The following is a 25776-nucleotide window of genomic DNA, read 5'->3' as shown; positions in this document are numbered from 1 at the left end:
CGCAAACCGCAGAGATCCTGTTGCTTGCGCCATTTCGCCGCAGTGGCGGGACGTGGTTACTTGCCGTAGATATCGAAGGCGAAGTATTTGTCCTGGATTTGCTTGTACTTGCCGTTCTCGCGAATGGCGGTGATCGCGGTGTTGATCTTGTCTTTCAGCGCATCGCCCTTGCGAACCGCGATACCGATGCCGTCGCCGAAGTATTTCTCGTCGGTGAAGGCCGGGCCGACGAAGGCGAAGCCCTTGCCCGCGTCAGTCTTCAGGAAGCCGTCATCCAACAGCGTCGCGTCGGCCACGGTGCCATCGAGACGACCGGCGGAAACATCCAGGTAGATTTCGTTCTGCGAACCGTACGGCTTGATCTCGGCACCCAGCGGGGCCAGGACTTCACGGGCGAAACGCTCGTGGATCGAGCCGCGCTGCACACCGATGTTCTTGCCCTTGAGCTCGGCCAGGCCGTCGCTCACCTGGGTACCGGCCTTCATCACCAGACGGGCCGGGGTGTTGTAGTACTTGTTGGTGAAGTCGACGGACTTCTTGCGATCTTCAGTGATCGACATGGACGACAGGATCGCGTCGATCTTGCGTACCTTCAGCGCCGGGATCAGGCCGTCGAACTCTTGCTCGACCCACACGCACTTGACCTTCATCTCTTCGCACAGCGCATTGCCGATGTCGTAGTCGAAGCCGACGATGCTGCCATCCGGGGCTTTCGAGGCGAACGGAGGGTAAGCCGCTTCGATACCGATCTTCAGGGGTTTCTCATCGGCGAATGTCGGCAGGGACAGCACGGACAGTGCCAGGGCGCCAAGCAGCACAAGTTTCTTCATCTTGGAACTCCATCGGTAAAGGGCGAAAACGGCAGAGTGAGCAACAGCCCAATATGCGAATGGGTGGAACGAACTTGCGTCCTAGGAAGCTCACGATTTATCCAACGCGAGCCACGACGAGCGAGTGATCGGCATTCTAACGACAGGCCCGAAGCCGATATTTCTTCAATGCGACAACTAATTACAGAAGCACCGAGAAAGCTGTTCGAGCACATTGACAGCTCCGCAAATTCATGCAAGAGCAAAAGACAGGGAACCGATCCATGCTGCAAATAGCGGGCCCATTATTCGCAAACCCTTCTAATCCGGCAAGCACAGCGTGTCGGCTTGTTTTTCCATCGGTCCGAAACGGCCCTGAAACGGGGCTTTGCGTTTCACTTCGCCCCGTCGTGGCGCCTTCGGTTACACATTTCGAAACACCGGTAACGTTCAGACACCTCCTACTTTGAAGCCCGATATTTATTCAAACGCCTCCCGTGGCGAGGGAGCTTACTCCCGCTGGGCTGCGTAGCGGCCCCAAAACCAGGCACGCGGTCGCTCAGACATATCGCGCCGGCCGGTTGACGACTGCTGCGCAGCCGAGCGGGAGCAAGCTCCCTCGCCACAAAGGCGCCCCAAACCCAGGCACCGCGGCTACTGAGCTACACCCCATCGGCCGACCACCCTATCCATTCAAACACCGAACCCGTGGCGAGGGAGCTTGCTCCCGCTGGGCTGCGCAGCGGCCCCAAAACCAGGCACGCGGCTACTGAGCTACACCCCATCGGCCGACCACCCTATCCATTCAAACACCGAACCCGTGGCGAGGGAGCTTGCTCCCGCTGGGCTGCGTAGCGGCCCCAAAACCAGGCACCGCGGTCATTCAGGCATATCGCGCCGGCCGGTTGACGACTGCTGCGCAGCCGAGCGGGAGCAAGCTCCCTCGCCACAAAGGCGCTTGTTCCCGAGCCACATCGCGCGGCGGGCGCGCACAAAAAAGCCCCACCCGGCAAAACTGCCAGGCGGGGCTTTGTGTGTTGCACTGAGCGTCAGGCGACGTTCATGGTCTTGTGCGTCTCGATCAGGTGCGCCACCACACCCGGGTCGGCCAGAGTGGAGATATCACCCAAGCCATCGTATTCCGCCGTGGCGATCTTGCGCAGGATGCGGCGCATGATCTTGCCCGAACGGGTTTTCGGCAGCCCCGGCGCCCACTGGATCACGTCCGGCGAAGCAATCGGGCCGATCTCCTTGCGCACCCAGTTCTTCAGTTCCAGGCGCAGGGCTTCGCTGGTTTCTTCGCCAGCATTCAAGGTGACATAGACGTAGATGCCCTGCCCCTTGATGTCGTGCGGCACACCCACCACCGCCGCCTCGGCGACTTTCGGGTGAGCAACCATGGCGCTCTCGATCTCGGCGGTGCCCATGCGGTGGCCGGAAACGTTGAGCACGTCGTCCACCCGACCGGTGATCCAGTAGTAGCCGTCCTCGTCGCGACGAGCGCCGTCACCAGTGAAGTACATGCCGCTGAAAGTCTTGAAGTAAGTATCGACAAAACGGTCATGGTCGCCGTACAGCGTACGTGCCTGGCCAGGCCACGAATCGAGGATCACCAGGTTGCCTTCGGCGGCGCCTTCGATCAGGTTGCCGAGGTTGTCCACCAGCGCCGGCACCACACCAAAGAATGGACGCGTAGCCGAACCCGGCTTCAACGCGGTGGCGCCTGGCAGCGGGCTGATCAGCACGCCGCCGGTTTCGGTCTGCCACCAGGTGTCGACGATCGGGCAACGCTCCTTGCCGACGTTCTTGTAGTACCAGTCCCAGGCTTCCGGGTTGATCGGCTCGCCCACCGAACCCAACAGGCGCAGACTGCTGCCATCGGCACCTTCGACAGCGGCGGTGCCCGAGGCCATCATCGCGCGGATCGCGGTCGGCGCGGTGTAGAGAATATTGACCTTGTGCTTGTCGATCACCTTGGCCACCCGGGTGACGTCCGGGTAGTTCGGCACGCCTTCGAACAGCAGCGTGGTCGCGCCATTGGCCAACGGGCCGTAGACGATGTAGCTGTGGCCGGTAACCCAGCCCACGTCGGCGGTGCACCAGTAGATGTCACCGGGCTTGTAGTCGAATACGCGTTCATGGGTCAGCGCCGCGTACAGCAAGTAACCGGCGGTGGTGTGCTGCACACCCTTGGGCTTGCCGGTGGAACCGGAGGTGTAGAGGATGAACAGCGCTTCCTCGGCGCCCATCTCTTTCGGCGCGCAAACGGTGCCAGCCACTTTCATCAAGTCTTCGTACCAGATGTCACGATGCTGGTTCCACTTGATGTTGCCCGACGTGCGCTTGCACACGATGACTTTCTGGATGCTGCTGGTTTCCGGGTTGGTCAGCGCGTCATCGACGTTGGCCTTGAGCGGGATCTTCTTGCCGGCACGGATGCCCTCGTCGGCAGTGATCACCACTTTCGATTTGCAATCGATGATCCGGCCAGCCAGGGCTTCCGGCGAGAAGCCGCCGAACACCACCGAGTGGATTGCACCGATTCGGGTGCAGGCCAGCATGGCGACCACAGCCTCGGGAATCATCGGCATGTAGATAGTCACCACGTCGCCGCGGTGCACGTCCTGACCGCGCAGGGCGTTGGCGAACTTGCAGACTTCTTCATGCAGTTCGCGATAAGTGATGTTGCGGCTCTCGGACGGGTCGTCGCCCTCCCAGATGATCGCAACCTGATCGCCGCGCTCTTCCAGGTGACGGTCGAGGCAGTTGTAGGAAACGTTCAAGGTGCCATCGGCAAACCACTTGATGTCGACATGGTGATCATCGAACGAGGTCTGTTTAACCGTGGTGAAAGGCTTGATCCAGTCGAGGCGCTTGGCCTGCTCGCGCCAGAAGCCATCGGGGTTGACGACCGACTGCTGGTACATGGCCTTATAGGTCGCCTCGTCAGTCAGCGTACTGGCCGCAACCTCGGGACGAACGGGATACACAGAAGCCGCACTCATCTTTCTTACCTCGGTGACAATAGTTGTTTTTGTATGGTTCCGTTGTAGCTTGGGGCGGGCCTATAGAACCATTCGACGATGGTAGTAACAAGTCCCTACAAAATGTCGGTACTAACCTGCAAATCCACCTGAAGATATCTTCATGTGGGAGCGAGCCTGCTCGCGAAGGCGCCCTGGTGAGCCAACATCAGTCCAACGGGTAATCAGCCGATTGTTACCAGATCAACCAACAGTGTTTATCAAAACCAAGTCTGTTTACCCCTCCCCTCGCCTCCTAAAATCAACCCCGCCAACCGGCAAACCCGATTGACGCAACACAGCCCCCACGAAGGCCGTTGATCCAACTTCCAACACTTGCTCCACACGCAGCCTCAAAAAGTCTGCGTGACCCCACTCGACCTCAAGAAAGGTGAAATACAGATGAAAGCTTTATGGGTTCTGGTCCTTGGCAGCCTTTGCGCCACCGCCATGGCGGATGAGGCCCCGACCGATGTCGCACAGCAAAAACCGGCGATCGAGGAGTACACCTACTCCACCCACCTGGACATCGCCAAAGTCATTTCCATGAGCACCATCCCGAATGTCTGCGAAGTGGTCCCGGCAAAAATGGAATATGAAGATTCCAAGGGCCAGCGCCACATCATGCGCTACAGCGTCATGGGCACCGGCTGCTCCAACGGCTGATCACAACTGATAGTTCTCAGGGCCCGATTTCGATCGGGCCTGGTTGTGTCTGGAGCCACCAAAAACCGCCAGCAAACACAACATGTAGTGCAAAACGGCAAAAATCGATCATTTTCTGAGCAAAAAAGCCCGCCATCCGATCCATGCAAAAAAAATCTTCAACGGCCAAAGCCTTGTAAACCCTCGCTCCCATGCGGGTATGCCCCCCGCGACCTCTTCTGTGAGCTATTTCGCCGCACCACGTAGGCAAAAAAGTCCTTATAATGCCGCCTTAAACGGGCCTGCAATATCCCCTTACAGGGATCAAAGCCAACCTGAAGCCTGCGTAACGGCCGACCATGCCGATGCGTGCAAGCCGCTTCAGTACAACCCGTACATTTTTCTGTTTATTGCCTGCGTCAGCTGCTGCAACAAACGACTTTCCAAGATCCACCGCGGCCAGTAGGCCTTTCAATGGGCATCTGGCCCTCACGCAGGAGACGACACGTCATGCTGAGCTGGGACGAATTCGACAAAGAAGACGACGGCGAAGTCGCGGTAAAAGGCGCCAACGCCGGCCACGCTTCTGAAGCCAACATGGACCGCCTCGACAGCGCCGGCGGTGCCGCCGCGCTCGAAGCCCGCGCCGTGACGGCCAGCGACTCGGCCGCGATCATTCGCGCCAAGGCCGCCCTCGACAAACTCGACGTCGCCGAAGGCCTCGCCGAACTCGAAGGCGCCTCCGCCCGTGTCGCCGTCGATGAAAAGCGCATGATCAACTGCCGCGCCGACCTCAACCAGCTCGTGCCTTTCAAATACGACTGGGCCTGGCAGAAGTACCTGGACGGCTGCGCAAACCACTGGATGCCGCAAGAAGTCAACATGACCGCCGACATCGCCCTCTGGAAAAACCCGGAAGGCCTGACCGACGACGAACGCCGCATCGTCATGCGCAACCTGGGCTTCTTCTCCACCGCCGACTCCCTGGTTGCCAACAACCTGGTCCTGGCCGTGTACCGCCTGATCACCAACCCGGAGTGCCGCCAGTACATCCTGCGCCAGGCCTTCGAAGAGGCGATCCACACCCACGCCTACCAGTACTGCATCGAATCGCTGGCCATGGATGAAGGCGAAATCTTCAACATGTACCACGAGATCCCATCGGTCGCGAAAAAAGCCGCCTGGGGCCTGAAATACACCCGTTCGATCTCCGATCCGAAGTTCGAAACCGGCACCCCGGAAACCGACAAAGAGTTGCTGCGCAACCTGATCGCCTACTACTGCGTCCTGGAAGGCATCTTCTTCTACTGCGGCTTCACCCAGATCCTCTCCATGGGCCGCCGCAACAAAATGACCGGCGTCGCCGAGCAGTTCCAGTACATACTGCGCGACGAATCCATGCACCTGAACTTCGGCATTGACGTGATCAATCAGATCAAGATCGAAAACCCACACCTGTGGGACGCCGAAATGAAGGAAGAAGCAACCCAGATGATCCTGCAAGGGACCCAACTGGAAATCGAATACGCCCGCGACACCATGCCTCGCGGCGTGCTGGGCATGAACGCGGCGATGATGGAGGACTACCTCAAGTTCATCGCCAACCGTCGCCTGTCGCAGATTGGCCTGAAGGAAGAGTACCCAGGGACGACCAACCCGTTCCCTTGGATGAGCGAGATCATGGACTTGAAGAAAGAGAAGAATTTCTTTGAGACTCGGGTGATTGAGTATCAGACGGGTGGGGCTTTGAGCTGGGATTGATTTCTAGTCCTCATTGCACCATCAGCATTCTATTAAAAGCCCCGTGAAAACGGGGTTTTTAGTTTTCTACGGGAGCAAAACTGCGTTTAGCTCTGAGGCTGTAACGCTGTCTTTGCCCTACGCAAAACTCAGAATCGTTCCGTATTGACGCCGTATCGCCTCGTTACCTATCTTAGTCGCAGGTGCCTAAGAAACGCCCAACGTAGTAGCTAATCGCCGAACATAGAACCGCATACTGTCTAAGGACATTTGCATTTCTGTGTGGAGAAGAAGCTGGTTGGGATTTCTTACATCCTCTACGTCGGGCTCGCGCCGCTAACCTTCTAACGTAGAGGTCGTCATGCCCACAAAAACGCAGCTCTGTTCTCCGTGCACCTCGGAGACCCATCATGTCTGATGCTTACATTCCGGCGGTTTTCACCCGTCATAGTCTCAATCTTCATGCCCTTCTAGTTGAAAACCAGGCCTGGTTCAGCGCATCCGATTTGGGTCGTTTGATGGGTAAGCACCTTGATGAGCGCATGACCCGCAAGCTTGATCCTGACCAGCGCAGGATGATGCTCATGCACATCCATGGCTTGACCGAAGAGCGTCTGATGCTGAGCGAGTCGGGCGTCTATGCATTGCTGGTTTATCACTACTGCCCTGAGTATCGGTTGCTGCGTGAATGGATCACGCATCAGGTGGTGCCAACCCTGCGGGATGAGCGCTACTCGCATAAGGTGGAGCGGCCGATGTTGAGTGTGCTGGATTGGCCGAAGATGTCGCTCTGCATGCTGCACTGGCAGGATGAGCCATGGATTCGTTTGCGGGATATGCCAGCGGTGTTGGTGGATGATCCGTTTAGCCAGCATGAATCCTGGTGGCGGAAAGCTTCTCGGATTTTGCGAGGGTTTTGAGTATTCAAGCAGAAGCCGTCGTCCGTGTTCGGGCGACGGCTTCTTGTTTGGGATTGGAGTTGGGGCTGCTGCGCAGCCCAGCGGGAGCAAGCTCCCTCGCCACAGGTATGGCTGAGGTATTTTGTTGAAGTCTCGGATCAAAAAGATTCGTCTGCACTCAGAGCCGGCCCTCAAAACCATCGGTGACGTCAACGGGAGTGCGGTCGAAATCCGCCGACATCCGGATCTTCCCCTTCAACCGCCCAGGCTTGCGCGCCTGCGGTGTATCAGGATGGGGCAGCAGATCCAGATAAGGCTTGCCGGCGTTGGTGATCACCACCCTGTCGCCCCGCCATGCACGTGCACCCAGTTGAAAGAGCTGGGACTTTGCTTCGTGTAGGGTTACTCGCAGTTGCTCTCTCATACACCGCTCCATTGATTTAGCTGGACCAAGCTTGAGCGCTCGATAGGTTCTAGCTGGCGCTTCTAGTCGCTGTCCTGAGGATTGTCACTTAATCGGCCTTGCCGCCATCCTTGGTCTTCGTAACAACGCTACCAAGCTGTGCTGCGGTTTTGCGTCGGGGATTAGCGCCGCGAACAGGCGTTTCAGGATCCGTTTTTCGTTTCTGTGGAGGCGGTGCGTAGATGGATGTTGCAGCCTTCGTCAGCCCCAGTCGCAGCCCGAACTTTCTCAGAATACATTCGAGCGTGTTGATGGTCGGGTTACCCTTGTCCTTCTCGATCTGGTACAGGGCCTTGGTCGACATCTTGCACATGACAGCAAAGGTTTCCTGATCCAGCCCGGTCACCTCAAGCCGTAGTCGGCGAATAGCGGTTCCCAGGGTTTCAACTCCCGTCACATGCTGCGTGACGATGTCATCGATGATCTCCCTGCGTTGTTCGACGCTTGTCTCTTTCATCGAAGTTTCCTAGTCGCTGTTTCAGGTATTTTATTGCCGACTATCTGAGAGATCGGGCTATAACCGGCATTATGGTACCGATTGCTTCGTGTAAGGAACTGCAGAACGAGGGCTGCTTCGCAGCCCAGCGGGGATAAATCCCCTCGCCACGGGTTGCTGTCAGGGCACAAGTACAGGGCAGGCTTGATGGTCGGATTGGGGATTGGGCATCGCAAGCAAGCTCGCTCCCACAGAGTTTTGTGGTGTGCTTGAAACTTTGGGTGCAGCCCGCCGCGTCCTTCGGTATTAATACACTTCCTTTCACGGACCCGAGCCTCGATGAAATTCGACACTGCCTACTGCCTCAGCCTCGATGCCAAGCTTTCGATCTATGACGTTCGGGATCTTAATTTCGACGAGACCATGGCATTCGACTCGGCCAAGGAGCGCTTTCAGTGCCCCAACGATGTGTGTCGGGCGGCGTTTGATGAGGAGAATCGGCTGACGACGTTCAACGCGAAGAACGTCAATTACATCCGTACGCCACATTTCAAGAATCAGCCAACTACCCGGCATATCGAGGGTTGCCCGTATGTCAGTCCGAAGACGCCGGGGTTGGATCTGGGGAGTGGCGAGGCAGGAATGGATGACGGCCGTGAAGAGCATTTTCCGTCGGAGCTGTTGCTGACTCGGCGTGAGTACATTCGCAAGCCGGCGGATCAGCCGAAGGATGTTGATGCGACTCGGCCCACGTCGAACCTCCCATCGTCCCACGGCGACAACGCCCATTTCGCTCAGGACTCAACGCCCGACAAGACCAGCGTCTTCGCCCACCCGGTGGAGTGTTTCGTCTCGAATTTCGACAACAAGGATCTGCTCAAGCGCATGCCGCTGAAGATTGGCGAGCACACCGCGCCCTACAGTTCTTTTTTCAAGAAAATCGATTTTTTGCTGGATAACAGAGGACTGATCTACTGGGGCAAGATCAAGGAGATCAAGGATTACACCCAAAGCTTTCGCATCGATTTCGAAGCGAAGGTCTGGTTCAAACAGCCGGACGAGGCGAAGAAGAAGCCTTATTCGGTCAACGTCTACCTGAGCAAGAAGCTGATCGATAACTACCGCAAGCGCAAGGCGTTCCTGGAAGAGATCAAGCACGCCATCGACAGTGACGCGCCATTGTATTGCTTCTTTTATGGCGTGACGCCGGAGTTGAAGCAGGTGCCGAGCAAGAAGAACCCCGAGCAGACGTTCGGGGTGTTCAGCGCCAATATCGAGAACCTGGATCACTTCCTTATTCGGGAGGCGCCCGGACTGACTGAGTCACTTTAAAAAAGCCAGGGCCTTGATTCGGGCAGCAAATTCCCGACCTTCAGTTCATTGCGTTTCCCGGGCAAGTTCGCGTTCGTACGCCCAGATCTCCTGTTTCACTTCAATGTGCCGCTCATGTGCTGCCTGGGCCGCTGATTCATCCAGGCCGCCATAACGTCGTAACCAGTGAACAATCATCTCTTCATCCGGGTACTGATAGCCCTTGTATTCCTTACTGCCTCTGGGGACGTCGTTCATGCTGCCATCGAAGCGGCCTGCAGAGACCTCATTAGAGGGTAACGTGCCCCATTCAGCGGCGCAGTCCTCGAACGTCCAGGAAATCTCGTTGATGTGCTTTTGCGCACCGCGATGACCGCGCCTGTAAAAAACGTATTCGCGACAGCTCTCCTGGAAACGCTCCATCATCAGTTCGTCGTCAACCCAGTCAAGAAGATCGTGCAGCCCCGCCTGACGCATCAGGCCATCTATCCATCGTTCGGAAAACCGCCGGATAAAACCTTCGATGTCAGCCTTTTTAGCATCGGCGAAAATCATGCAGTAGCGGGTTCGTACGTGGATGACGAACAACACGTGTTTGCGCTGCACAGTGATCGCGTGAACCAGCCATTGTTCGTCGAGTTCACCCAGCTCATCGTCCTCGATAACAGGCGATGGTGGTTTTTCCATCGGGGTGATTTTCTTGCCTTTGCTCATACGGCTGAAAAAGTTGCTCGCCGCTTCGGTGCAGTTGAAGATCAACATTTGGGCTCTCGGAAAATGCTGGAAATACTAGGCGTCTTCGGCCCATTCAATCTCGAAGGGTGGCGATCAGCTTCAGAAATCCTTTCACGTAACTCCTCGCCCAGAACCGCCAATTCCTGATCGCTCAGCAGATCATATGCAACCAGCAATCTCAAAGAGTTTCGTCGGGTACTAGGCCACGCACCGAGCACCTGGCCGGAAACGACCGTTGGTCATTGATCAAGAAAATGAGATTGAAGCGGGATCAAAACAACTGTACAAAAACCCAGTATTTTTGAATCCACAGCTTTGGAGCACCCCCATGGCCTCTCTCGCAATCAAAACCACCCTGGAACGCATCGCCGTCTATCAATTCACCCCTGCCCACAGCGCACAGGCCCGAGCCATGCTGGGGTGGAGTGTCGACGAGCTGTCCCGTGAATCCGGGGTCTCGGTCCAGGCCATCCGACGTTTCGAGGCGGGCGGCGAGTTGCTCGATGTCACCCGCCTGGCCCTGGCGTTTCGATTCGAGGCCGAAGGCCTGGTGTTTTTCCCCGGCTTTACTCCTGGGCGCGGCATGAATATCAAGGGCGCGACGCCCAACCCGATGGAGCGGGCGGACTACGCCATGATCGAGTAGCGGCCCGCTATCAAGCCACGCCGGTCTGGTTCTGATAAACCGAGGGCTCCACGTCCAGCCACCAGGCGCGACCCCGTTGCGGTTGCGCCAGGTTGAAGGCCTCGCCCATTTGTGGCGTGGTGATGCTGACGTTGCGCTCCCAGGCCAGGGCCAGAATGCGATCGAAGGGTTCATACCAGGCGTGCATCGCCAGGTCGAACGTGCCGTTGTGGATCGGCAGCAGCCAGCGGCCCTTCAGGTCGATATGTGCTTGCAGCGTCTGCTCCGGCTGCATGTGGACGTGGGGCCAGTCGACGTTATAGGCGCCGGTTTCCATCAGCGTCAGGTCAAAGGGGCCGTATTGTTCGCCGATGCGTTTGAAACCGTCGAAGTAACCGGTGTCGCCACTGAAGAAGATCCGCGTGGCACCGTCGATCATGACCCAGGACGACCATAAGGTGCTGTTGCTGTCGAACAGGCCGCGTCCGGAAAAGTGCTGGGAAGGCGTAGCGATGAACTCGATACCGTCCACCTCGGTGCCTTGCCACCAATCCAGCTGACGCACCTTGCTGGCATCGACGCCCCATTTTATCAGGGTGTCGCCCACGCCAAGGGGCGCCAGGAAGTGGCGAGTCTTGGCCGCCAGCTTGAGGATGGCCTGATAATCGAGGTGGTCGTAGTGATCGTGGGACAGGATCACCGCTTCGATCGGCGGCAATTCTTCCAGGCTGATGGGCGGCTGGTGAAAACGCTTCGGACCGGCCCACTGCACGGGTGAGGCACGCTCGGCGAACACCGGGTCGGTCAGCCAGAACTTGTCTCTCAGCTTGAGCAGCACCGTGGAATGGCCAAGGCGGAAGACGCTGTGGTTCGGTGCGGCCAGCAGAACGTCCCGGGTCAGCGGCTTGACCTCGATGGTGCCTGCGGGCCGTGTGGTTCGCGGCTTGTGAAAAATCATGTTCCAGATGACGCGCAGGGTCGTACCGAATCCTTCGCGCGGAGTGAAGGCATGATTGCGAAACTTGCCTTGCTCATGCCGTGATGAGGGGTTGTCGGTGCGAAACGAGGGAGTGGTCATGGTGCGATAACTCCAAGGGCGTCAGCGCTGATGCGCTTCGCCGTCGTGGGACGCTGGATGGCCGTTGCATGCACGCTCAGCCGCTTGGCAAAAATTACACCGCACGGTGTAGTTTCTAGATTGCATGAATCCCGGGAGCAAGTAAACTGCCGAGTGTAAGTTCTCCCTTTCCAGCCGACGAGTGCCCATGACCGTACCGCAACGCCTTACCGAGCGAAAACGCGAAGCTATCCTCCAGGCCGCGATTGCCGAATTCCGCAGCAGCGGCTTCGAGATCACCAGCATGGACAAGATCGCGGCGACCGCGGGGGTGTCCAAGCGCACGGTGTATAACCACTTCCCGAGCAAGGAAGAGCTGTTCGCCGAGATTCTCAATCGGTTGTGGAACAGCATCACGGCGGAACAGCTCACGCCCTACAATTCGCAAACACCACTGCGCGATCAGCTGCGAACGCTGCTTCACGCCAAACTGCAGATGCTGGCCGACGAGAATTTCCTCGACCTGGCGCGCATCGCCATCGCCGCCACGATTCATTCCCCCGAGCGGGCCCAGGACATGGTTGCGCGCATGGGCGAGCGTGAAGAAGGCCTGACCGTCTGGGTTCGCATGGCCCAGGCCGATGGCCGGTTGAAACCCGTCGACCCGGCATTCGCGGCCCAGCAGATGCATGGGCTGATCAAGACGTTCGCTTTCTGGCCGCAGATTTCCATGGGCCAACCAAGCCTGGCGCCCCATGAGCAGACGCAGGTGATCGAATCGGCACTGGACATGTTCCTCGCCTGCTACCAGCTCTAAACCTCAGTTCAGCCGCAGGTTGCGCCCCAGCTCGTCGAACAGCGTCACCACCGAGCGCAACGCGCGGCAATCCGGCCGGGTCAGCAACCAGAGCGCCGTGTCATACCCGGCCAAGGGCTCGCCAATGGGCGTCAGGCCCTGGTTGCCATCGATCAGGAAATCCGGCAGCGCCGCAACGCCCAGACCGGCCCGCACCAGTTCAGTCACCGAGAGCATGCTGTTGCAGCGATAGGCAGGCACCACGCCAGGCAAGTGCTGGCGGCGCCAGGTCACGGTGGGGTGATCCGGCAGGAAATCGTCCGGCGCGATCCAGGTCATGGCGGCCAGGTCATCCGCATTGGCCGAGGGCAAATACGTGGCGCCGGCACATACCCGGTAAACCACGGGACCCAGGTTTCGACCCACCAGATGCTCCGGCGGCGTGCGGGTCAGCCGCAAGGCAATATCCGCATCGCGACGGCTCAGGTTGGCGAAGTCATTCGTGGTGCTCAGCTCCAGCGTCAACGCCGGATAGGCAGGCATGAACCTCGCTAAAGCGGGCAACAGCAATGCCTGCAGCACCGAGTCGGTACAGGTCAGGCGTACCGTGCCGCTGACCACGTTGCCGCCCTGCTCCACCCCGACACGCGCGGCCTCCAGCGCCTGCTCAGCGCGCTCGGCCTGCTCGGCCAGTGCCTGCGCGAGGCTCGTGGGTAAATATCCGGCACGGCTTTTCTCGAACAAAGGCTGGCCCAAAGCCGCTTCCAGACGGCGCACCGAGCGGAAAACCGTCGACACATCCACCTCCAGCAGCCGCCCGGCCCGGGCCAGCGAGCCGCCACGGACCAGCGCCAGGATCAGGGATAAGTCGGGATAACCGAGGCGATATTGCGTCGCTGCATTGAACACTTGGATAAACGCCAATATTGATTGCGTGAACGCCAATTTATAGTGGCGACCAGGAATCAACAAGCGGCGAGACTCTCATGGAAAAACAGCGCCCCATCCATATCGCCCTGATCGGCGATCATGACCCGCAAATCACCGCTCACCAAGCGATCCCCCTCGCACTTGAGCTGGCTGGCGAGCGAACCGGCTGTGACATCGGTTTCCAATGGCTGGCCACCGATCTCATCGTCGACGACACGCAGCTTGATAACTTCGATGGCATCTGGTGCGTGCCCGGCAGTCCTTACCGGAACGAAAGCGGGGCCTTGCAAGCCATCCGCTTTGCCCGCGAACAGCGGCGCCCGTTCCTCGGCACCTGCGGTGGTCTTCAGCATGCCGTACTGGAATATGCCCGCAATGTGTTGGGTTGGACCAACGCCGCCCATGGCGAAACCTCTCCAGAGGCGGAACGGGCGCTGCTGACGCCGCTGAGCTGCGCCTTGATCGAAACCATCGACAGCCTTCAGCTCGAAGTGGATTCGCTGATCGCCAAGGCTTATGGCTGCGCGACAGCGTTCGAGGGTTACCGTTGCCGCTTCGGGGTCAATCCGCATTTTGAACAGGACTTGCTGAATGAGCGGCTGCACGCCGTAGCCCGAGATTCGGCCGGCGACCTGCGAGCGGTGGAGCTGCGCGATCATCCGTTTTTTGTCGCAACGCTGTTCCAGCCTGAACGTGCCGCGTTGGAAGGCCGGGTGCCGCCGCTGGTCAAAGCGTTTGTCGAAGCCTGCGCGAGGCAAATGCCATGAACGACCATTATTACGCAGTGATCTTCACCTCGTTGCGTACCGAAGGGGACCAAGGCTACGCCGAAGCCGCCGAACGCATGCTGAACCTTGCCCGAGAGCAGCCCGGATTCCTGGGCGTCGAAACGGCCCGTGGCGATGATGGTCTGGGAATCACCGTGTCCTACTGGCGCGATGAAGCAGCCATCCTGGCCTGGAAGCAGCATCCGGAACACCGCGCGATCCGTGAGCGTGGTCGCTCCACCTGGTACAGCCAATGCCATACGCGGGTGTGCAAGGTCGAACGGGACTATGCCTTCCAACGCTAAACCTGATGCCAGGAAACAAAACACAAAACCTGTGGGAGCGAGCCTGCTCGCGAAGGCGGTATGTCAGCCACCGCTATGTTGACTGATCCAACGCCATCGCGAGCAAGCTCGCTCCCACACGGTTCTCGGTTCAGTTCAGGTTTTGTAGCTCAACCTCCCACCATCTGCCGCACCGCTACGATTTCCGGCAAGTCTTGGCGGGCCATGTACACCCACAGCGGTTCGGTAAGGTTGATCCGGTCGTCGATGTTCTGGTCAAGCAGCAGTTGGATTCGCTCGCGCCTGAGCGCCATGGCGCCGTCTGCCGCAGGAGCCCAAACGAATTCGCAGGTGGGGATGATGCCGTCGGCGGCCACGTCCATGCCAAAGGAGTCTTCGCTGAAACGCACGATGTAATGGCCGGTCTTGCGATTCAGGCCAACGAAGCCCCTGAGCTGGTCGGCGGCCTGGCAGATGAGTGTCGAAGTGGTGCGCATGGTAAACCTCATGGATGCGTCCCGAGAGACGTCTGATCGATGGTTTACACGCAAGGCAGGCGAACAATGAGGTTTCCCTCTACCGGGGAAACTGGTGACCAAGGGTACTTCAAAGCGACTCGAAAATGCGTGGGAAAATTCCTCTTGCATAGGTCAATGTCGGTATGGCGATAGCGTCCGCAGCGTTCAATTGTTAAAAGAGAGGTTTTACAGAACCCACGAAAGGAACTCGAGCATGCCCGTCACCTTTACCCGTAGCGCATTGATGCTGAGCCTGATGCTCGGTTTCGGCCCGGCACACGCCGCCGAGGTGCCAAGTCCCAAGGCCCTGGCAACCCAGCAGGGCATCCCCCATCCCGCGGTCATCGCCCATCGCGGCGCCTCGTTCGATGCGCCGGAGTCCACCGCCGCGGCCTACAAGCTGGCCCGTGACCTGGGCGCTGATTACCTTGAGCTCGACCTGCAACGCAGCAAGGATGGCGTGCTGTTCGTCCTGCACGACGATAGCCTGCTGCGCACCACCGATGTCGCCACCAAGTTCCCCGAGCGCAAGGACAGCACCGCCAACGAATTCACCATGGCCGAACTCAAGACGCTGGACGCCGGCAGCTGGTTCAACGCGGCCTACCCGGAGCGTGCGCGTCCTGCCTTTGTCGGCCTGAGGATCCTGACCCTGGATGAGGTCATCAATATCGCCGAGGGCAACCCGCAACAGAAGCCGGGGCTTTACATCGAAACCAAGGAACCGAAGCTGTTCCCGGGCATCGAGCGCGACCTCAAGGACAAGCTCCAGGACCGCGGCTGGCTGAGCCCGTCCGGTTCCAAGCTGGCCAAGCGCGCCCTCGGTGTGGGCCAGGGCAAAGGCAAGGTGGTATTGCAGACCTTCGAAAAGAGCAGCCTGGAACTGCTGCACAAGGAAATGCCCAAGGTGCCGAAAATCCTGTTGCTGTGGGTCGGCGAAGGCAATATCGAGCCCAAGTCCAAGGTGCCGTTTGCCGAGTCCGGCGAGACCGACAAGGCGGTTTACTACGCGAAACAGGAGCCCAAGGACAAGGCCGAATTCGAAAAATGGGTCCAGTACGCCAAGGCCCAGGGCGCCATCGGCACCGGCCCTTCGGCAGCATTGACCCACGGCGGCAGCCAGAGTTATGCGGATCTGGTGAAACCCTGGATGAACCAGTACACCCACGATCAGGGTTTGCTGGTACATGTCTATACGGTGGATGAGCCGGTGGACTTCAAGAAAGTCATGGATGCCGGTGTGGACGGCATTTTCACCAACCGGGCCAGCGAATTGCTCAAGTACTTCAAACGTCCTGAAACAGGCAGCGTGACGCAACTTCTGCAGAAGAACGGTTACTGACGGACAGCAGCGGATCGGCGCATTCGCTGCAAGTTTTCCGAATTAAGGGTGAGTTAAGTTGCCAGAGATAATCTGAACCCACTTAAACGAATCAACCTTAACGACACCAAGGAAAGACAATATGAAAACTTTGACTGCCCTGTTCACCGCTGCCGCCCTGACCCTCACCGCCGGCCTGGCCCAGGCTGATGTACGAATCGACCAGGTTCCTCAGTTGGTCAAGGACGGCAAGATCAAGTCCTTGGAATCGATGAATGCCGAAGCCCTGAAGTTGCACCCAGGCGCTACCATCACCGATACCGACCTGGACAATCACTTCAACGGCTACGAATATGAAGTGGAACTGAAAACTGCCGATGGCAAAGAGTTCGACGTTGACTTCGATGCAACAACCGGCAAAGTCCTGAGCAACAAACAAGATACTTAATCAGTCGTACAAAGAAGCCGCGCAACTTCCAGGTTGCGCGGCTTTTTTGCATCCGAAAATAAATCGCTGCTGACCCGCCAACCCAGTCCAACCGTCACAAAACATTCAAACAACCCTGCAATGATGCCGCTCAAGTGAACCTGTCATCGCCACGACAGGCACTCCCGCCAGCGAGCCCGCATGAATCACAGCATCGATCAAAGCCACCGCGATCCGGATCTGTTCGGCCTGCTCTACGGGTTTCGCTTCCGCCCCGGCGAGCGCGGGCGAGAGATCGATTCGGCCCAGGCCCTGCGATGCCTGCAGCAACCGGAGGACGCCGACGAATTCCTCTGGCTGCATCTGAACCTGGCTCATGCCGCTTGCGAGCGCTGGATGAAAAACCATCTGGCCTTGCCCGAGGAGTTTTTCGAAGCCCTGCACGAAGGCTCGCGCTCGACCCGCATCGAGCACGTCGACTCGGCCTTGCTGGCCGTGGTCAACGATGTGGTATTCAACCTCAGCAACCTGGTGTCGTCGGACGTGTCCACGTTGTGGGTTTGCGTTCACAGTCGGCTGATAATCAGCGCACGCCTGCAGCCATTGCACTCGGTGGACAAGCTGCGTTCGTCGGTCAAGGCTGGCGAGTGCTTCCGTTCGCCGCTGGAATTGCTCGTGCATCTGCTGCGTGACCAGGGCGAAGTGCTGACCCAGATCGTGCGCAAGACCAGCCTCAGCGTCGACCAGATCGAAGACCAGTTGCTGTCCTCGCGGGTGTCCAACAACCGCGCCGAATTGGGTAGCCAACGGCGGATACTGGTGCGTCTGCAACGCCTGCTGGCATTGGAGCCGGGTTCGTTGCTGCGGCTGCTCAATCGCCCGCCACAATGGTTGCAGAAAGAAGACGTCAAGGAGCTGCGCAAATCCACCGAGGAATTCGCCCTGATCATCAACGACCTCACCGCGTTGGGCGAGCGGATCAAATTGCTGCAGGAAGAAATCGCCGCCAACCTCAATGAACAGAGCAACCGCACGCTGTTCACCTTGACCGTGGTCACGGTGCTGGCCTTGCCCATCAACATTATTGCCGGTTTTTTTGGCATGAATGTCGGCGGCGTGCCGCTGGCCGATGATGCCCATGGCTTCTGGATTCTTGTCGCACTGGTGGCGACGTTCACGCTGATCGCCGGACGCTGGGCGTTCCGCAAGCGCCGTGATTATTGAATCGATCCCTGTTTGCCGCTCGTATGAGCTTTTGTGGCGAGGGAGCTTGCTCCCGCTCGGCTGCGCAGCAGTCGTAAGTTTTTTCCTGATGCACCGCATTGAATGGCTAAGGGGCTGCTACGCAGCCCAGCGGGAGCAAGCTCCCTCGCCACAGGTTTCAATCAGGCCCTATTCCAAGCGGTCAATGCACTCAAGCACTCAACCGCGCCGTCACTTCATTCAACTGCCCGGACAACCCGTGCAGATCCCGGCTCGCCGCTTCGGTGCGCTGCACGTTGTCCAGGTTGGTGCTGGCAATGCAGGTGATTTCCGTCAGGTTGCGCGAGATGTCCTCGGCCACCGAGGTCTGCTCTTCCGCTGCCGTGGCGATCTGGCGGTTCATGTCGCGAATCGCCTCGACTGCCTGGGTGATGCGTTCGAGCATCTCGCCGGCCTGGGTCACCTGCTCGACACTTTCCTCACTGCGCGACTGCCCGCTTTCGATGGCCTGGGCCGCGTCCACCGCCCCGGTCTGGACGGTCTGGATGATCTGATTGATCTCGATGATCGACGACGCCGTGCGTTGAGCCAGGCTGCGTACTTCATCGGCGACCACCGCAAAACCACGCCCCGCCTCACCGGCCCGGGCGGCTTCGATGGCAGCGTTCAGGGCCAGCAGGTTGGTCTGTTCGGCGATCCCGCGGATCACTTCCAATACCTTGCCAATGCGCCCGCTATCAGCTTCCAGGCGACGAATCACCGTGGCCGTGTTGGCAATTTCGCCACGCATCTGCGTGATGGTGTGGATAGTACCTTGCATCACTTTCTCGCCCTGCTGCGCCGAATGATCGGCGTCATCGGCAGCGCGCGCCGCATCGGCGGCATGGCGGGCAACTTCCTGGGCGGTGGCGGACATCTCGTTCATCGCCGTCGCCACCTGATCGGTACGCTCGAATTGCTCGCTGGTGCCCTGGCTCATCAGGCTGGCAATGGCATTCAACTCGCCGCTGGCACTGTCCAGCTCGGTGGCACTGCGTTGCAGGCGGGTGAAGGTTTCGGCAAGGAAATCGCGCAGCGTGTTGGCCGCCAGGGCCAGGTCGCCCAGCTCATCCTGGCGCGTGCTGGTGACACGCTCGGCGAAACGCCCGCGGCTCAGTTGAGTCACGTACTCGATCAGCTTACGGATCGGCTGCACCAGGTTGCGGTTGACCAACCACAGACTCAGCAACCCGATCAGCACTCCCGAGACGAGCATGATCACCGTCCCCAGCAGGATCGTGCGATCGGCACCGGCACTGATCAGCGCCGACTGCTCATCACCCAGTTTGTGCAGCTCGACCACCAGCTCGCTCATCTGCTCGCTGGTCGCACGGTCCACGCCCTTGACCGCGGCATCACCTGCCGCCGCGTCGGCGCCCGCCGCAACATAGGCATCACGGCCCTTTTGATAGGCCGCGCCCAGTTGGGCATGCTCGCCCCGCAGGCGTTCGATGCGCGTCTTGACCTGCGCCGGAACACCCTCATGTTTGATCAGGTCGCCAAGGATGCCCTGGACATCGCGTTGACGGTCTTCGAATTGCTTCCAGTATTTCTCCAGATCCGCCGGCTGCTTGCCACGCAGCAGGACGTTTTTCCATTCCTGGACCTGGACCTTGAATTGCAGGTTGGCCTCGTCGATCAATTGCGACGCACGCAACGGGCCATCGATCAGGTTGCGATAATTCTGGATACCATCGGACAGAAAATGAAAGGACGCCAGGGCGATCAGCAGCATTGCCAGCAAGCTGCCGCTCAGCAACGCCAGAATCTGGGCTTTCAGGGATTTTTGTAAAAACATGAAGTCGATCTCTCGGCAAAAAGGACCGTCCATGTCCAAGGTCCACTGTCGCAACTGAGCGTGCGGGATATAGCATGCCATCGGCACGTATACCCTGTTCTTGAGCCTTGGCGACCACCGGTAATGGCGTCGTTTTCCGTGAGTGAACATGACCTGTCCGGACAACTCCTTTTGTCGCTCCGCCTGGATTAAAAAGTCTTTTTGTCATTTCTTCTGGGGTATCCTGCCCACGCTTTGTACAAGCGCGGATCTACCCGATCGATCAACAGACTTTGCGAGGAGCGCGAAATGCACGAGATTCCGAATCTCCCCTTCCCAAGCCTGCACGAACCTGAGCAGACGCCCACGCTACAAGCCGGGGGGCAACCCGACGCCCAGCAACCCGAGCCGCCGCAAGCCACTGAACGCCGCCAGGCCGACAGCGAAGACTGATACACCCGCACCAACAGACTGTGTGGAAAGCGCTAAGATGCGCTTTCCACACCGCCTGAATCCGAGCCCTGCACCATGACCGACGACACTTCCTCCTTCAGCCCGGCCCAGGCCAGCGTACTGATCGACACCGCCGAGAAAATGGTCGACATCTGGACCCGCCTCTCACCCGAGAAACAAGCCGCCCTGCTGGCCCGCTTCGGCACGGAAGAAAATGCCCTGGCCGCTCTCGTCACCACGCATCTGGTCGCTGGCAAAACCCCTGGCGAGACGCCGTCCGGCAAATAGTTCTACTTTTCCAAGCTTCGCCCGCACGGTCGCCGTTATCATAAGCAGCCTATCTATCCAGCTGCCCCGTGGACCTTTCACCCATGCCAGATTCCCAGCGCCCCTTGGCGGTCACGCTGCAAGTCGTCTCCATCGTCCTGTTCACCTTCATCGGTTATCTGAACATCGGTATTCCCTTGGCCGTACTGCCCGGCTTCGTTCATGGCGAGCTGGGCTTCGGCGCGGTGATCGCCGGGCTGGTCATCAGCGTGCAGTATCTGGCCACCCTTCTCAGCCGGCCTTATGCGGGGCGCATCATCGACAACCTGGGCAGCAAACGGGCGGTCATGTTCGGCCTGGCCGGATGTGGCCTGAGCGGCGTGTTCATGCTGGTCTCGGCCTGGACCGCGGGCATGCCGGCCCTGAGCCTGGGCAGCCTGCTGATTGGACGCCTGGTGCTGGGCAGCGCGGAAAGCCTGGTAGGCTCCGGCTCGATTGGCTGGGGCATCGGCCGGGTCGGCGCGGCCAATACCGCCAAGGTGATTTCCTGGAACGGTATCGCCAGCTACGGCGCATTGGCGATCGGCGCGCCGCTGGGGGTCTGGCTGGTCAAGTCCCTGGGGCTGTGGAGCATGGGCGTCAGTATCATCCTGCTGGCGGTGCTCGGGCTGGCACTGGCCTGGCCGAAAACCGCAGCGCCGATCGTCACCGGCGAACGCCTGCCATTCATGCATGTGCTCGGGCGCGTACTGCCCCATGGTTGCGGCCTGGCCCTGGGCTCCATCGGTTTTGGCACCATCGCCACCTTCATCACCCTGTATTACGCCACCCGGCATTGGGATAACGCCGTGCTCTGCCTGAGCCTGTTCGGTGCGAGTTTCATTGGTGCACGCTTGCTGTTCGGCAACCTGATCAACCGTCTCGGTGGCTTCCGGGTGGCGATCGCCTGCCTCTCGGTGGAAACCCTGGGCCTGCTGCTGTTGTGGCTGGCGCCGGATGCGCAGTGGGCCCTGGCGGGGGCTGCGTTGAGTGGTTTCGGGTTTTCGCTGGTATTCCCGGCGCTGGGGGTGGAAGCGGTCAACCTGGTACCGGCCTCCAGCCGTGGGGCGGCAGTGGGCGCGTATTCACTGTTCATCGATCTGTCGCTGGGCATCACCGGTCCGTTGGCCGGCGCGATTGCCGCGGGTTTCGGCTTTGCCTCGATCTTTCTGTTCGCCGCGCTGGCAGCCCTCGGTGGGCTGGCATTGAGTGTCTACCTGTATCGCCAGGCCCCTCGGTATCGCGAGGAGCGGGACAGGCGCTAGAAATCCACTTTGCCGCGCCCGGCCTTGATCGAGCCGCGCTTGGTCTTGGATTCGAGACGACGTTTTTTCGAACCCAGGGTCGGCTTGGTCGGACGGCGTTTCTTTTCGACCTTGGTGGCGCTGAGGATCAGCTCGACCAGGCGCTCCAGCGCATCGGCCCGGTTCTGTTCCTGCGTGCGGTATTGCTGGGCCTTGATGATCAATACGCCGTCGCCGGTGATGCGACTGTCGCGCAGGGCCAGCAGCCGCTCCTTGTAGAACTCGGGCAGCGACGAGGCCGGAATGTCGAAGCGCAAGTGCACAGCGCTGGAAACCTTGTTGACGTTCTGCCCGCCGGCGCCCTGGGCGCGGATGGCCGTCAGCTCGATCTCGGCGTCCGGGATGTGCACAGTGTTGGAAATGACCAGCATGGAAAGCGTCCGGTGTCAGGCTCCACAGGATACCGCGAATTCCCCATCCACCCCCTGCCCTTTGGGAATGGTTGGGAACCAACTCTATGAACACTGCAGAACCAATGTGGGAGCGAGCCTGCTCGCGAAAGCGGTGGGTCAGTTGTAGTGATATTGACTGTACTGCCGCCTTCGCGAGCAGGCTCGCTCCCACAGGGGGGTTGTGTTTGGCGTTGAATAACAAACCCGGCACTTGGCCGGGTTTGTCGTACTGGCGAAAAACTTACTTGGCGGCAGCCGCCACGGCCAGTTCATGCCGGGCACTGCGCTTGTTCTTGATCACGTAGCACACCCACATGAACACCACCCACACCGGAATCGCGTAGACCGAAACCTGGATGCCCGGGATCAGCAGCATCACGCCGAGGATGAACACCACGAACGCCAGGCAGACGTAGTTGCCGTACGGGTACCACAACGCCTTGAACAGCGGCGTCTGGCGAGTCTGGTTCATGTGCTGGCGGAACTTGAAGTGCGAGTAGCTGATCATCGCCCAGTTGATCACCAGAGTGGCAACCACCAACGACATCAGCAACTCCAGCGCATGCTGGGGGATCAGGTAGTTCAGCAGCACCGCCACCAGAGTGATCGCCGCCGAAGCGAGGATCGACCGCACCGGCACGCCACGCTTGTCGATTTTCGCCAGCGCCTTGGGCGCATCGCCCTGCTCGGCCATGCCCAGCAACATGCGGCTGTTGCAGTAGGTGCCGCTGTTGTACACCGACAGCGCGGCGGTCAGCACCACGAAGTTGAGGATGTGCGCCGCGGTGTTGCTGCCCAGCATCGAGAACACCTGCACGAATGGGCTGCCACTGTAGGCATCGCCAGAGGCGTTGAGGGTGGTCAACAGACTGTCCCATGGTGTCAGCGAGAGCAGCACCACCAGCGCACCGATGTAGAAAATCAGGATCCGGTAGATCACCTGGTTGATGGCCTTGGGGATCACGGTTTTCGGCTTGTCGGCTTCGGCAGCGGTGAAACCGAGCATCTCCAGGCCGCCGAAGGAGAACATGATGATCGCCATGGCCATCACCAGGCCGCTGACGCCGTTGGGGAAGAACCCACCGTGGGACCACAGGTTGGTAACCGAAGCCTGCGGGCCGCCGTGACCGCTGACCAGCAGGTAACTGCCCAGGGCGATCATGCCGACGATCGCTACCACCTTGATGATCGCGAACCAGAACTCAGCCTCGCCAAACACTTTGACGTTGGCCAGGTTGATCGCGTTGATGAGGATGAAGAACGCTGCCGCCGAGGCCCAGGTCGGGATGTCCGGCGCCCAGTAATGGATGTATTTGCCGACGGCGGTCAGCTCGGACATGCCCACCAGGATATAGAGGATCCAGCAGTTCCAGCCCGACAGGAATCCGGCGAAACCGCCCCAGTATTTGTGCGCGAAGTGACTGAAGGAACCGGCCACCGGCTCTTCGACAATCATTTCGCCCAACTGGCGCATGATCATGAAGGCGATGAAGCCGCAGATTGCGTAGCCGAGGATCATCGACGGGCCGGCTGATTTCAGCACCCCCGCCGAGCCGAGGAACAACCCGGTACCGATCGCGCCACCGAGGGCGATCAGTTGGATGTGGCGATTTTTCAGGCCGCGCTTCAGCTCGCCTGAATGCGTATTTTCTACAACGGTCATGCGTCACCTATTTGTTTTTATCTGTGACGAAATCGGACCCGACACGCTTGTGGCGTGGCGGAGTGAACAAGGCGGATAACCTTGAAAGTGCGTGGGTACGCGAAGGGTCACAGTAAAACGCGGCGCATTGTACACTGCACTACCCTCGCTGCCAGACACCAGCAGACCAGCGTCTCACCCCGCACTTGAGGTCTGGCGCGCATCTGACCCTTCCCGCGGGCTTGAAACAAGCGCTGCGCAGTATCAAAAAACGCGTCAAGCCGAGCCACTCGGCAGTTTTTTCTTACAGCCCTCCCAAATGCCGATACCGGTTCGCTCGACCGGTCAAAACCGTCAGTATTCCTTTACAAGCCGTAACGTAAACTTTCCATGCAGGAATTTTCCGTAGGCTGACTGCAAATTGACGGTAGCTAGCTACCTATCAAAAAAAGCACCTCAGCCAGCTGTTTTTCAACGGGTAAATTCGCTTAAAAAAATAGAACAAAAAGTTCAAACGAAAAAAATAAAATTTTTTTTTGCATTCCAAAAAACCCTCGACTAGGTTTTCAGCCACTTGCCCAGGCATCGTGCCGGCGAGTTTTTGCGGTGCCGATTCAGTTGGGTCCTGCCCGCCGGATCGGCCCGCGTTTTCCGCAAAAGTCATCTAGGAGATTCACTATGCAAGCACTGGACAAAGACTTGGAAACCGAACTGCAACTGGATGAATGGTTCGAAGCACCGACCCATGAAGCCGCCGTTGAAATGATGCAAGCCGACGCCGTTGTGCCGTTCGGCACGGCAATGTGGCCCCTGTAAGCGCTACCCGGCGGAGCTGATCCGGCCGGTCGGCTCTGCCATTTACCGCGAGGGACGCCACATCAATCGCCAAGGAAGAATAAGCATGGACACCCAACGAGCCATCTCCCATTTCCTTTACTACCTCGAACATCATCCCGCCCTGGCCGGCATCCAGCCCGCCAAGGTATTGCTCGGCCACACGGCCGACTACGAAGCCCTGACCGGCGCGATTGCCGAACAGGCCGGCAGCGGCTCACCGTTCAGGTTCAGCGCCATGCGCCTGGATCTTGAACCTACGGAGCGCCTGTCCCAGGCAATTGCCGACAGCGATCTGTACATTTTTTTCTATGACTCTTCGACCCTGCCCAATCCCCGCCCCGACGGCCCGGACTTTGTCCGTGCGCTGCAAGGCGTGATGGCGGAAAACTGGAAGAAATCGCTGCTGTTCAAGGATTACGGCGAATATTTCTACGACACCTTCAGCGTCATTCCGCAACGCATCGCCGGGCTCAACAGCCACCTCATCCGCCGCATGTCCCAGGCTACGACGTTGAGCTTCGAGGATGAGCACGGCTCGTATTTCGACACGGCGCTGAACAGCGTCAAGAAGTGGACCGATATCAATGGCGTCGGCAATTACGACCTGGCGCCAGGCGAAATCGCTACCCACAGCGACACCATCAATGGCCGGGTGAAATTTGTCGGCACGTTTCTCAGTACGATTCCCTTCGCGCGCAAGTACGGCGTGTTGCAATCGCCGCTGGAGCTGTGGATCGAAGATTCCACCATCCAGAAAATCGCCACCGACGTACCGGGCCTGGAGCACGACTTCAACAAGTACCTGGACGCCAACCCGTCCAACCGCCGCATCGAGGAACTGGGCATCGGCACCAACGAAGGGGTCAAGGGCCTGTACGCGCGCAATGCCGGTTTCGAAGAGCGCCATTGCGGCTTGCACCTGGGGCTCGGTGGCGGGGCCAAGGGTAGCCATCACCTGGATCTAATTTTCCAAGGGGGTGTGCTGGCGCTGGACAAGGAGCCGGTGTTTGAGGGGCGGTTTGTGCTTTAAAAGCAGC

27 protein-coding genes are annotated in these 25776 nt (G+C 59.1%); 16 read left to right on the top strand and 11 right to left on the bottom strand.

All coding sequences use genetic code 11. The features are described 5' to 3' along the window. Window positions 1–56: 56 nt before the first annotated feature. Both J3P89_RS06435 and acs read right to left on the bottom strand, forming a co-directional pair. The gene (locus tag J3P89_RS06435) at window positions 57–830 is read right to left on the bottom strand and encodes an ABC transporter substrate-binding protein (RefSeq protein WP_434697051.1); all 774 of its coding nucleotides are present in this window, start codon (window positions 828–830) and stop codon (window positions 57–59) included. Between the two features lie 1028 nt (window positions 831–1858). Further along, window positions 1859–3814, bottom strand: coding sequence for an acetate--CoA ligase (acs, locus tag J3P89_RS06430; protein ID WP_434601607.1), 1956 nt, complete (start codon window positions 3812–3814; stop codon window positions 1859–1861). Window positions 3815–4234: 420 nt separating this feature from the next. Between acs and J3P89_RS06425 the strand changes: the two genes are divergently transcribed. From J3P89_RS06425 to J3P89_RS06415, 3 genes are all read left to right on the top strand, one after another. Further along, the gene (locus J3P89_RS06425; protein WP_305499325.1) at window positions 4235–4498 is read left to right on the top strand and encodes a DUF2790 domain-containing protein; all 264 of its coding nucleotides are present in this window, start codon (window positions 4235–4237) and stop codon (window positions 4496–4498) included. A gap of 489 nt (window positions 4499–4987) precedes the next feature. Then, entirely contained in the window at window positions 4988–6238 is a 1251-nt protein-coding gene (locus J3P89_RS06420; RefSeq protein WP_305499322.1) for a ribonucleotide-diphosphate reductase subunit beta, read from the top strand. 389 nt (window positions 6239–6627) lie between these two features. Beyond that, window positions 6628–7137, top strand: a complete 510-nt coding sequence (locus J3P89_RS06415) for a BRO-N domain-containing protein (RefSeq protein ID WP_434697050.1) — start codon at window positions 6628–6630, stop codon at window positions 7135–7137. A gap of 157 nt (window positions 7138–7294) precedes the next feature. Here the strand turns inward: J3P89_RS06415 and J3P89_RS06410 are convergent, their stop codons facing one another. Next, entirely contained in the window at window positions 7295–7540 is a 246-nt protein-coding gene (locus J3P89_RS06410) for a type II toxin-antitoxin system Phd/YefM family antitoxin (protein ID WP_434697049.1), read from the bottom strand. Window positions 7541–7628: 88 nt separating this feature from the next. Then, window positions 7629–8036: a helix-turn-helix domain-containing protein gene (locus J3P89_RS06405; protein WP_434697048.1), complete on the bottom strand. Its 408-nt coding sequence runs from the start codon at window positions 8034–8036 to the stop codon at window positions 7629–7631. 318 nt (window positions 8037–8354) lie between these two features. Here J3P89_RS06405 and J3P89_RS06400 point away from each other — a divergent pair, with 318 nt between their 5' ends. Next, entirely contained in the window at window positions 8355–9347 is a 993-nt protein-coding gene (locus tag J3P89_RS06400) for a hypothetical protein (protein WP_434697047.1), read from the top strand. Window positions 9348–9392: 45 nt separating this feature from the next. Here J3P89_RS06400 and J3P89_RS06395 read toward each other — a convergent pair whose 3' ends face one another. Then, window positions 9393–10088, bottom strand: coding sequence for a DUF6933 domain-containing protein (locus tag J3P89_RS06395; RefSeq protein WP_434697046.1), 696 nt, complete (start codon window positions 10086–10088; stop codon window positions 9393–9395). Window positions 10089–10389: 301 nt separating this feature from the next. Between J3P89_RS06395 and J3P89_RS06390 the strand changes: the two genes are divergently transcribed. Next, window positions 10390–10707 carry a helix-turn-helix domain-containing protein gene (locus tag J3P89_RS06390; RefSeq protein WP_434672653.1) on the top strand — a complete coding sequence of 106 codons (318 nt, stop codon included), beginning with the start codon at window positions 10390–10392 and terminating at the stop codon, window positions 10705–10707. A 10-nt stretch (window positions 10708–10717) separates the two neighbouring features. On the opposite strand, the gene J3P89_RS06385 is transcribed toward J3P89_RS06390, so the two are convergent. After that, window positions 10718–11764 (bottom strand): MBL fold metallo-hydrolase, encoded by a 1047-nt coding sequence (locus tag J3P89_RS06385; protein ID WP_434697045.1) that lies wholly within the window; start codon window positions 11762–11764, stop codon window positions 10718–10720. A gap of 187 nt (window positions 11765–11951) precedes the next feature. Here J3P89_RS06385 and J3P89_RS06380 point away from each other — a divergent pair, with 187 nt between their 5' ends. Then, window positions 11952–12560 (top strand): TetR/AcrR family transcriptional regulator, encoded by a 609-nt coding sequence (locus J3P89_RS06380; RefSeq protein WP_434697044.1) that lies wholly within the window; start codon window positions 11952–11954, stop codon window positions 12558–12560. Between the two features lie 3 nt (window positions 12561–12563). Here the strand turns inward: J3P89_RS06380 and J3P89_RS06375 are convergent, their stop codons facing one another. Then, the gene (locus tag J3P89_RS06375) at window positions 12564–13511 is read right to left on the bottom strand and encodes a LysR family transcriptional regulator (protein ID WP_434697043.1); all 948 of its coding nucleotides are present in this window, start codon (window positions 13509–13511) and stop codon (window positions 12564–12566) included. Window positions 13512–13525: 14 nt separating this feature from the next. On the opposite strand from J3P89_RS06375, the gene J3P89_RS06370 reads away from it, so the two are divergent. Continuing rightward, window positions 13526–14236: a CTP synthase C-terminal region-related (seleno)protein gene (locus J3P89_RS06370; RefSeq protein WP_434697042.1), complete on the top strand. Its 711-nt coding sequence runs from the start codon at window positions 13526–13528 to the stop codon at window positions 14234–14236. After that, complete coding sequence (locus tag J3P89_RS06365; RefSeq protein ID WP_434697041.1) at window positions 14233–14541, top strand: antibiotic biosynthesis monooxygenase family protein; 309 nt, start codon at window positions 14233–14235, stop codon at window positions 14539–14541. The genes J3P89_RS06370 and J3P89_RS06365 overlap by 4 nt, the downstream gene beginning before the upstream one ends. Window positions 14542–14690: 149 nt before the next feature. Here J3P89_RS06365 and J3P89_RS06360 read toward each other — a convergent pair whose 3' ends face one another. Further along, window positions 14691–15017, bottom strand: a complete 327-nt coding sequence (locus tag J3P89_RS06360) for a DUF2025 family protein (RefSeq protein WP_434697040.1) — start codon at window positions 15015–15017, stop codon at window positions 14691–14693. 235 nt (window positions 15018–15252) lie between these two features. Between J3P89_RS06360 and J3P89_RS06355 the strand changes: the two genes are divergently transcribed. The 3 genes from J3P89_RS06355 to J3P89_RS06345 all read left to right on the top strand — a co-directional run bounded on the left by J3P89_RS06355 (window position 15253) and on the right by J3P89_RS06345 (window position 18010). After that, window positions 15253–16380, top strand: coding sequence for a glycerophosphodiester phosphodiesterase (locus tag J3P89_RS06355; protein ID WP_434697039.1), 1128 nt, complete (start codon window positions 15253–15255; stop codon window positions 16378–16380). Window positions 16381–16501: 121 nt separating this feature from the next. Then, complete coding sequence (locus J3P89_RS06350) at window positions 16502–16807, top strand: PepSY domain-containing protein (RefSeq protein WP_039758030.1); 306 nt, start codon at window positions 16502–16504, stop codon at window positions 16805–16807. Window positions 16808–16987: 180 nt separating this feature from the next. Beyond that, complete coding sequence (locus J3P89_RS06345; RefSeq protein ID WP_305499288.1) at window positions 16988–18010, top strand: transporter; 1023 nt, start codon at window positions 16988–16990, stop codon at window positions 18008–18010. Window positions 18011–18200: 190 nt separating this feature from the next. On the opposite strand, the gene J3P89_RS06340 is transcribed toward J3P89_RS06345, so the two are convergent. Beyond that, entirely contained in the window at window positions 18201–19826 is a 1626-nt protein-coding gene (locus J3P89_RS06340) for a methyl-accepting chemotaxis protein (protein ID WP_434697038.1), read from the bottom strand. A gap of 288 nt (window positions 19827–20114) precedes the next feature. On the opposite strand from J3P89_RS06340, the gene J3P89_RS06335 reads away from it, so the two are divergent. From J3P89_RS06335 to J3P89_RS06325, 3 genes are all read left to right on the top strand, one after another. Beyond that, window positions 20115–20258, top strand: coding sequence for a hypothetical protein (locus J3P89_RS06335; protein WP_305499286.1), 144 nt, complete (start codon window positions 20115–20117; stop codon window positions 20256–20258). Window positions 20259–20333: 75 nt separating this feature from the next. Then, the gene (locus J3P89_RS06330; protein ID WP_305499285.1) at window positions 20334–20546 is read left to right on the top strand and encodes a hypothetical protein; all 213 of its coding nucleotides are present in this window, start codon (window positions 20334–20336) and stop codon (window positions 20544–20546) included. An 83-nt stretch (window positions 20547–20629) separates the two neighbouring features. Next, window positions 20630–21829, top strand: a complete 1200-nt coding sequence (locus tag J3P89_RS06325; RefSeq protein WP_434697037.1) for an MFS transporter — start codon at window positions 20630–20632, stop codon at window positions 21827–21829. On the opposite strand, the gene arfB is transcribed toward J3P89_RS06325, so the two are convergent. Together arfB and J3P89_RS06315 are read right to left on the bottom strand one after the other, a co-directional pair. After that, window positions 21826–22239, bottom strand: a complete 414-nt coding sequence (arfB, locus tag J3P89_RS06320) for an alternative ribosome rescue aminoacyl-tRNA hydrolase ArfB (RefSeq protein WP_030142489.1) — start codon at window positions 22237–22239, stop codon at window positions 21826–21828. The genes J3P89_RS06325 and arfB overlap by 4 nt on opposite strands. Window positions 22240–22501: 262 nt before the next feature. Further along, a complete protein-coding gene (locus J3P89_RS06315) occupies window positions 22502–23923 on the bottom strand; it encodes an amino acid permease (protein WP_434628909.1) in 1422 nt (473 codons plus the stop codon). Window positions 23924–24580: 657 nt separating this feature from the next. Here J3P89_RS06315 and J3P89_RS06310 point away from each other — a divergent pair. Both J3P89_RS06310 and J3P89_RS06305 read left to right on the top strand, forming a co-directional pair. Further along, window positions 24581–24718 carry a hypothetical protein gene (locus J3P89_RS06310; RefSeq protein ID WP_003178782.1) on the top strand — a complete coding sequence of 46 codons (138 nt, stop codon included), beginning with the start codon at window positions 24581–24583 and terminating at the stop codon, window positions 24716–24718. Window positions 24719–24803: 85 nt separating this feature from the next. Beyond that, complete coding sequence (locus J3P89_RS06305; RefSeq protein WP_434697036.1) at window positions 24804–25769, top strand: leucyl aminopeptidase; 966 nt, start codon at window positions 24804–24806, stop codon at window positions 25767–25769. The last annotated feature ends 7 nt before the right edge of the window (window positions 25770–25776 follow it).

It is taken from the genome of Pseudomonas sp. Z1-14 (assembly GCF_051132005.1).
Lineage (GTDB): Bacteria > Pseudomonadota > Gammaproteobacteria > Pseudomonadales > Pseudomonadaceae > Aquipseudomonas.
The sequence above is the reverse complement of the archived record's forward strand: the minus strand, read 5'-3'. Positions and strand labels throughout refer to the sequence as shown.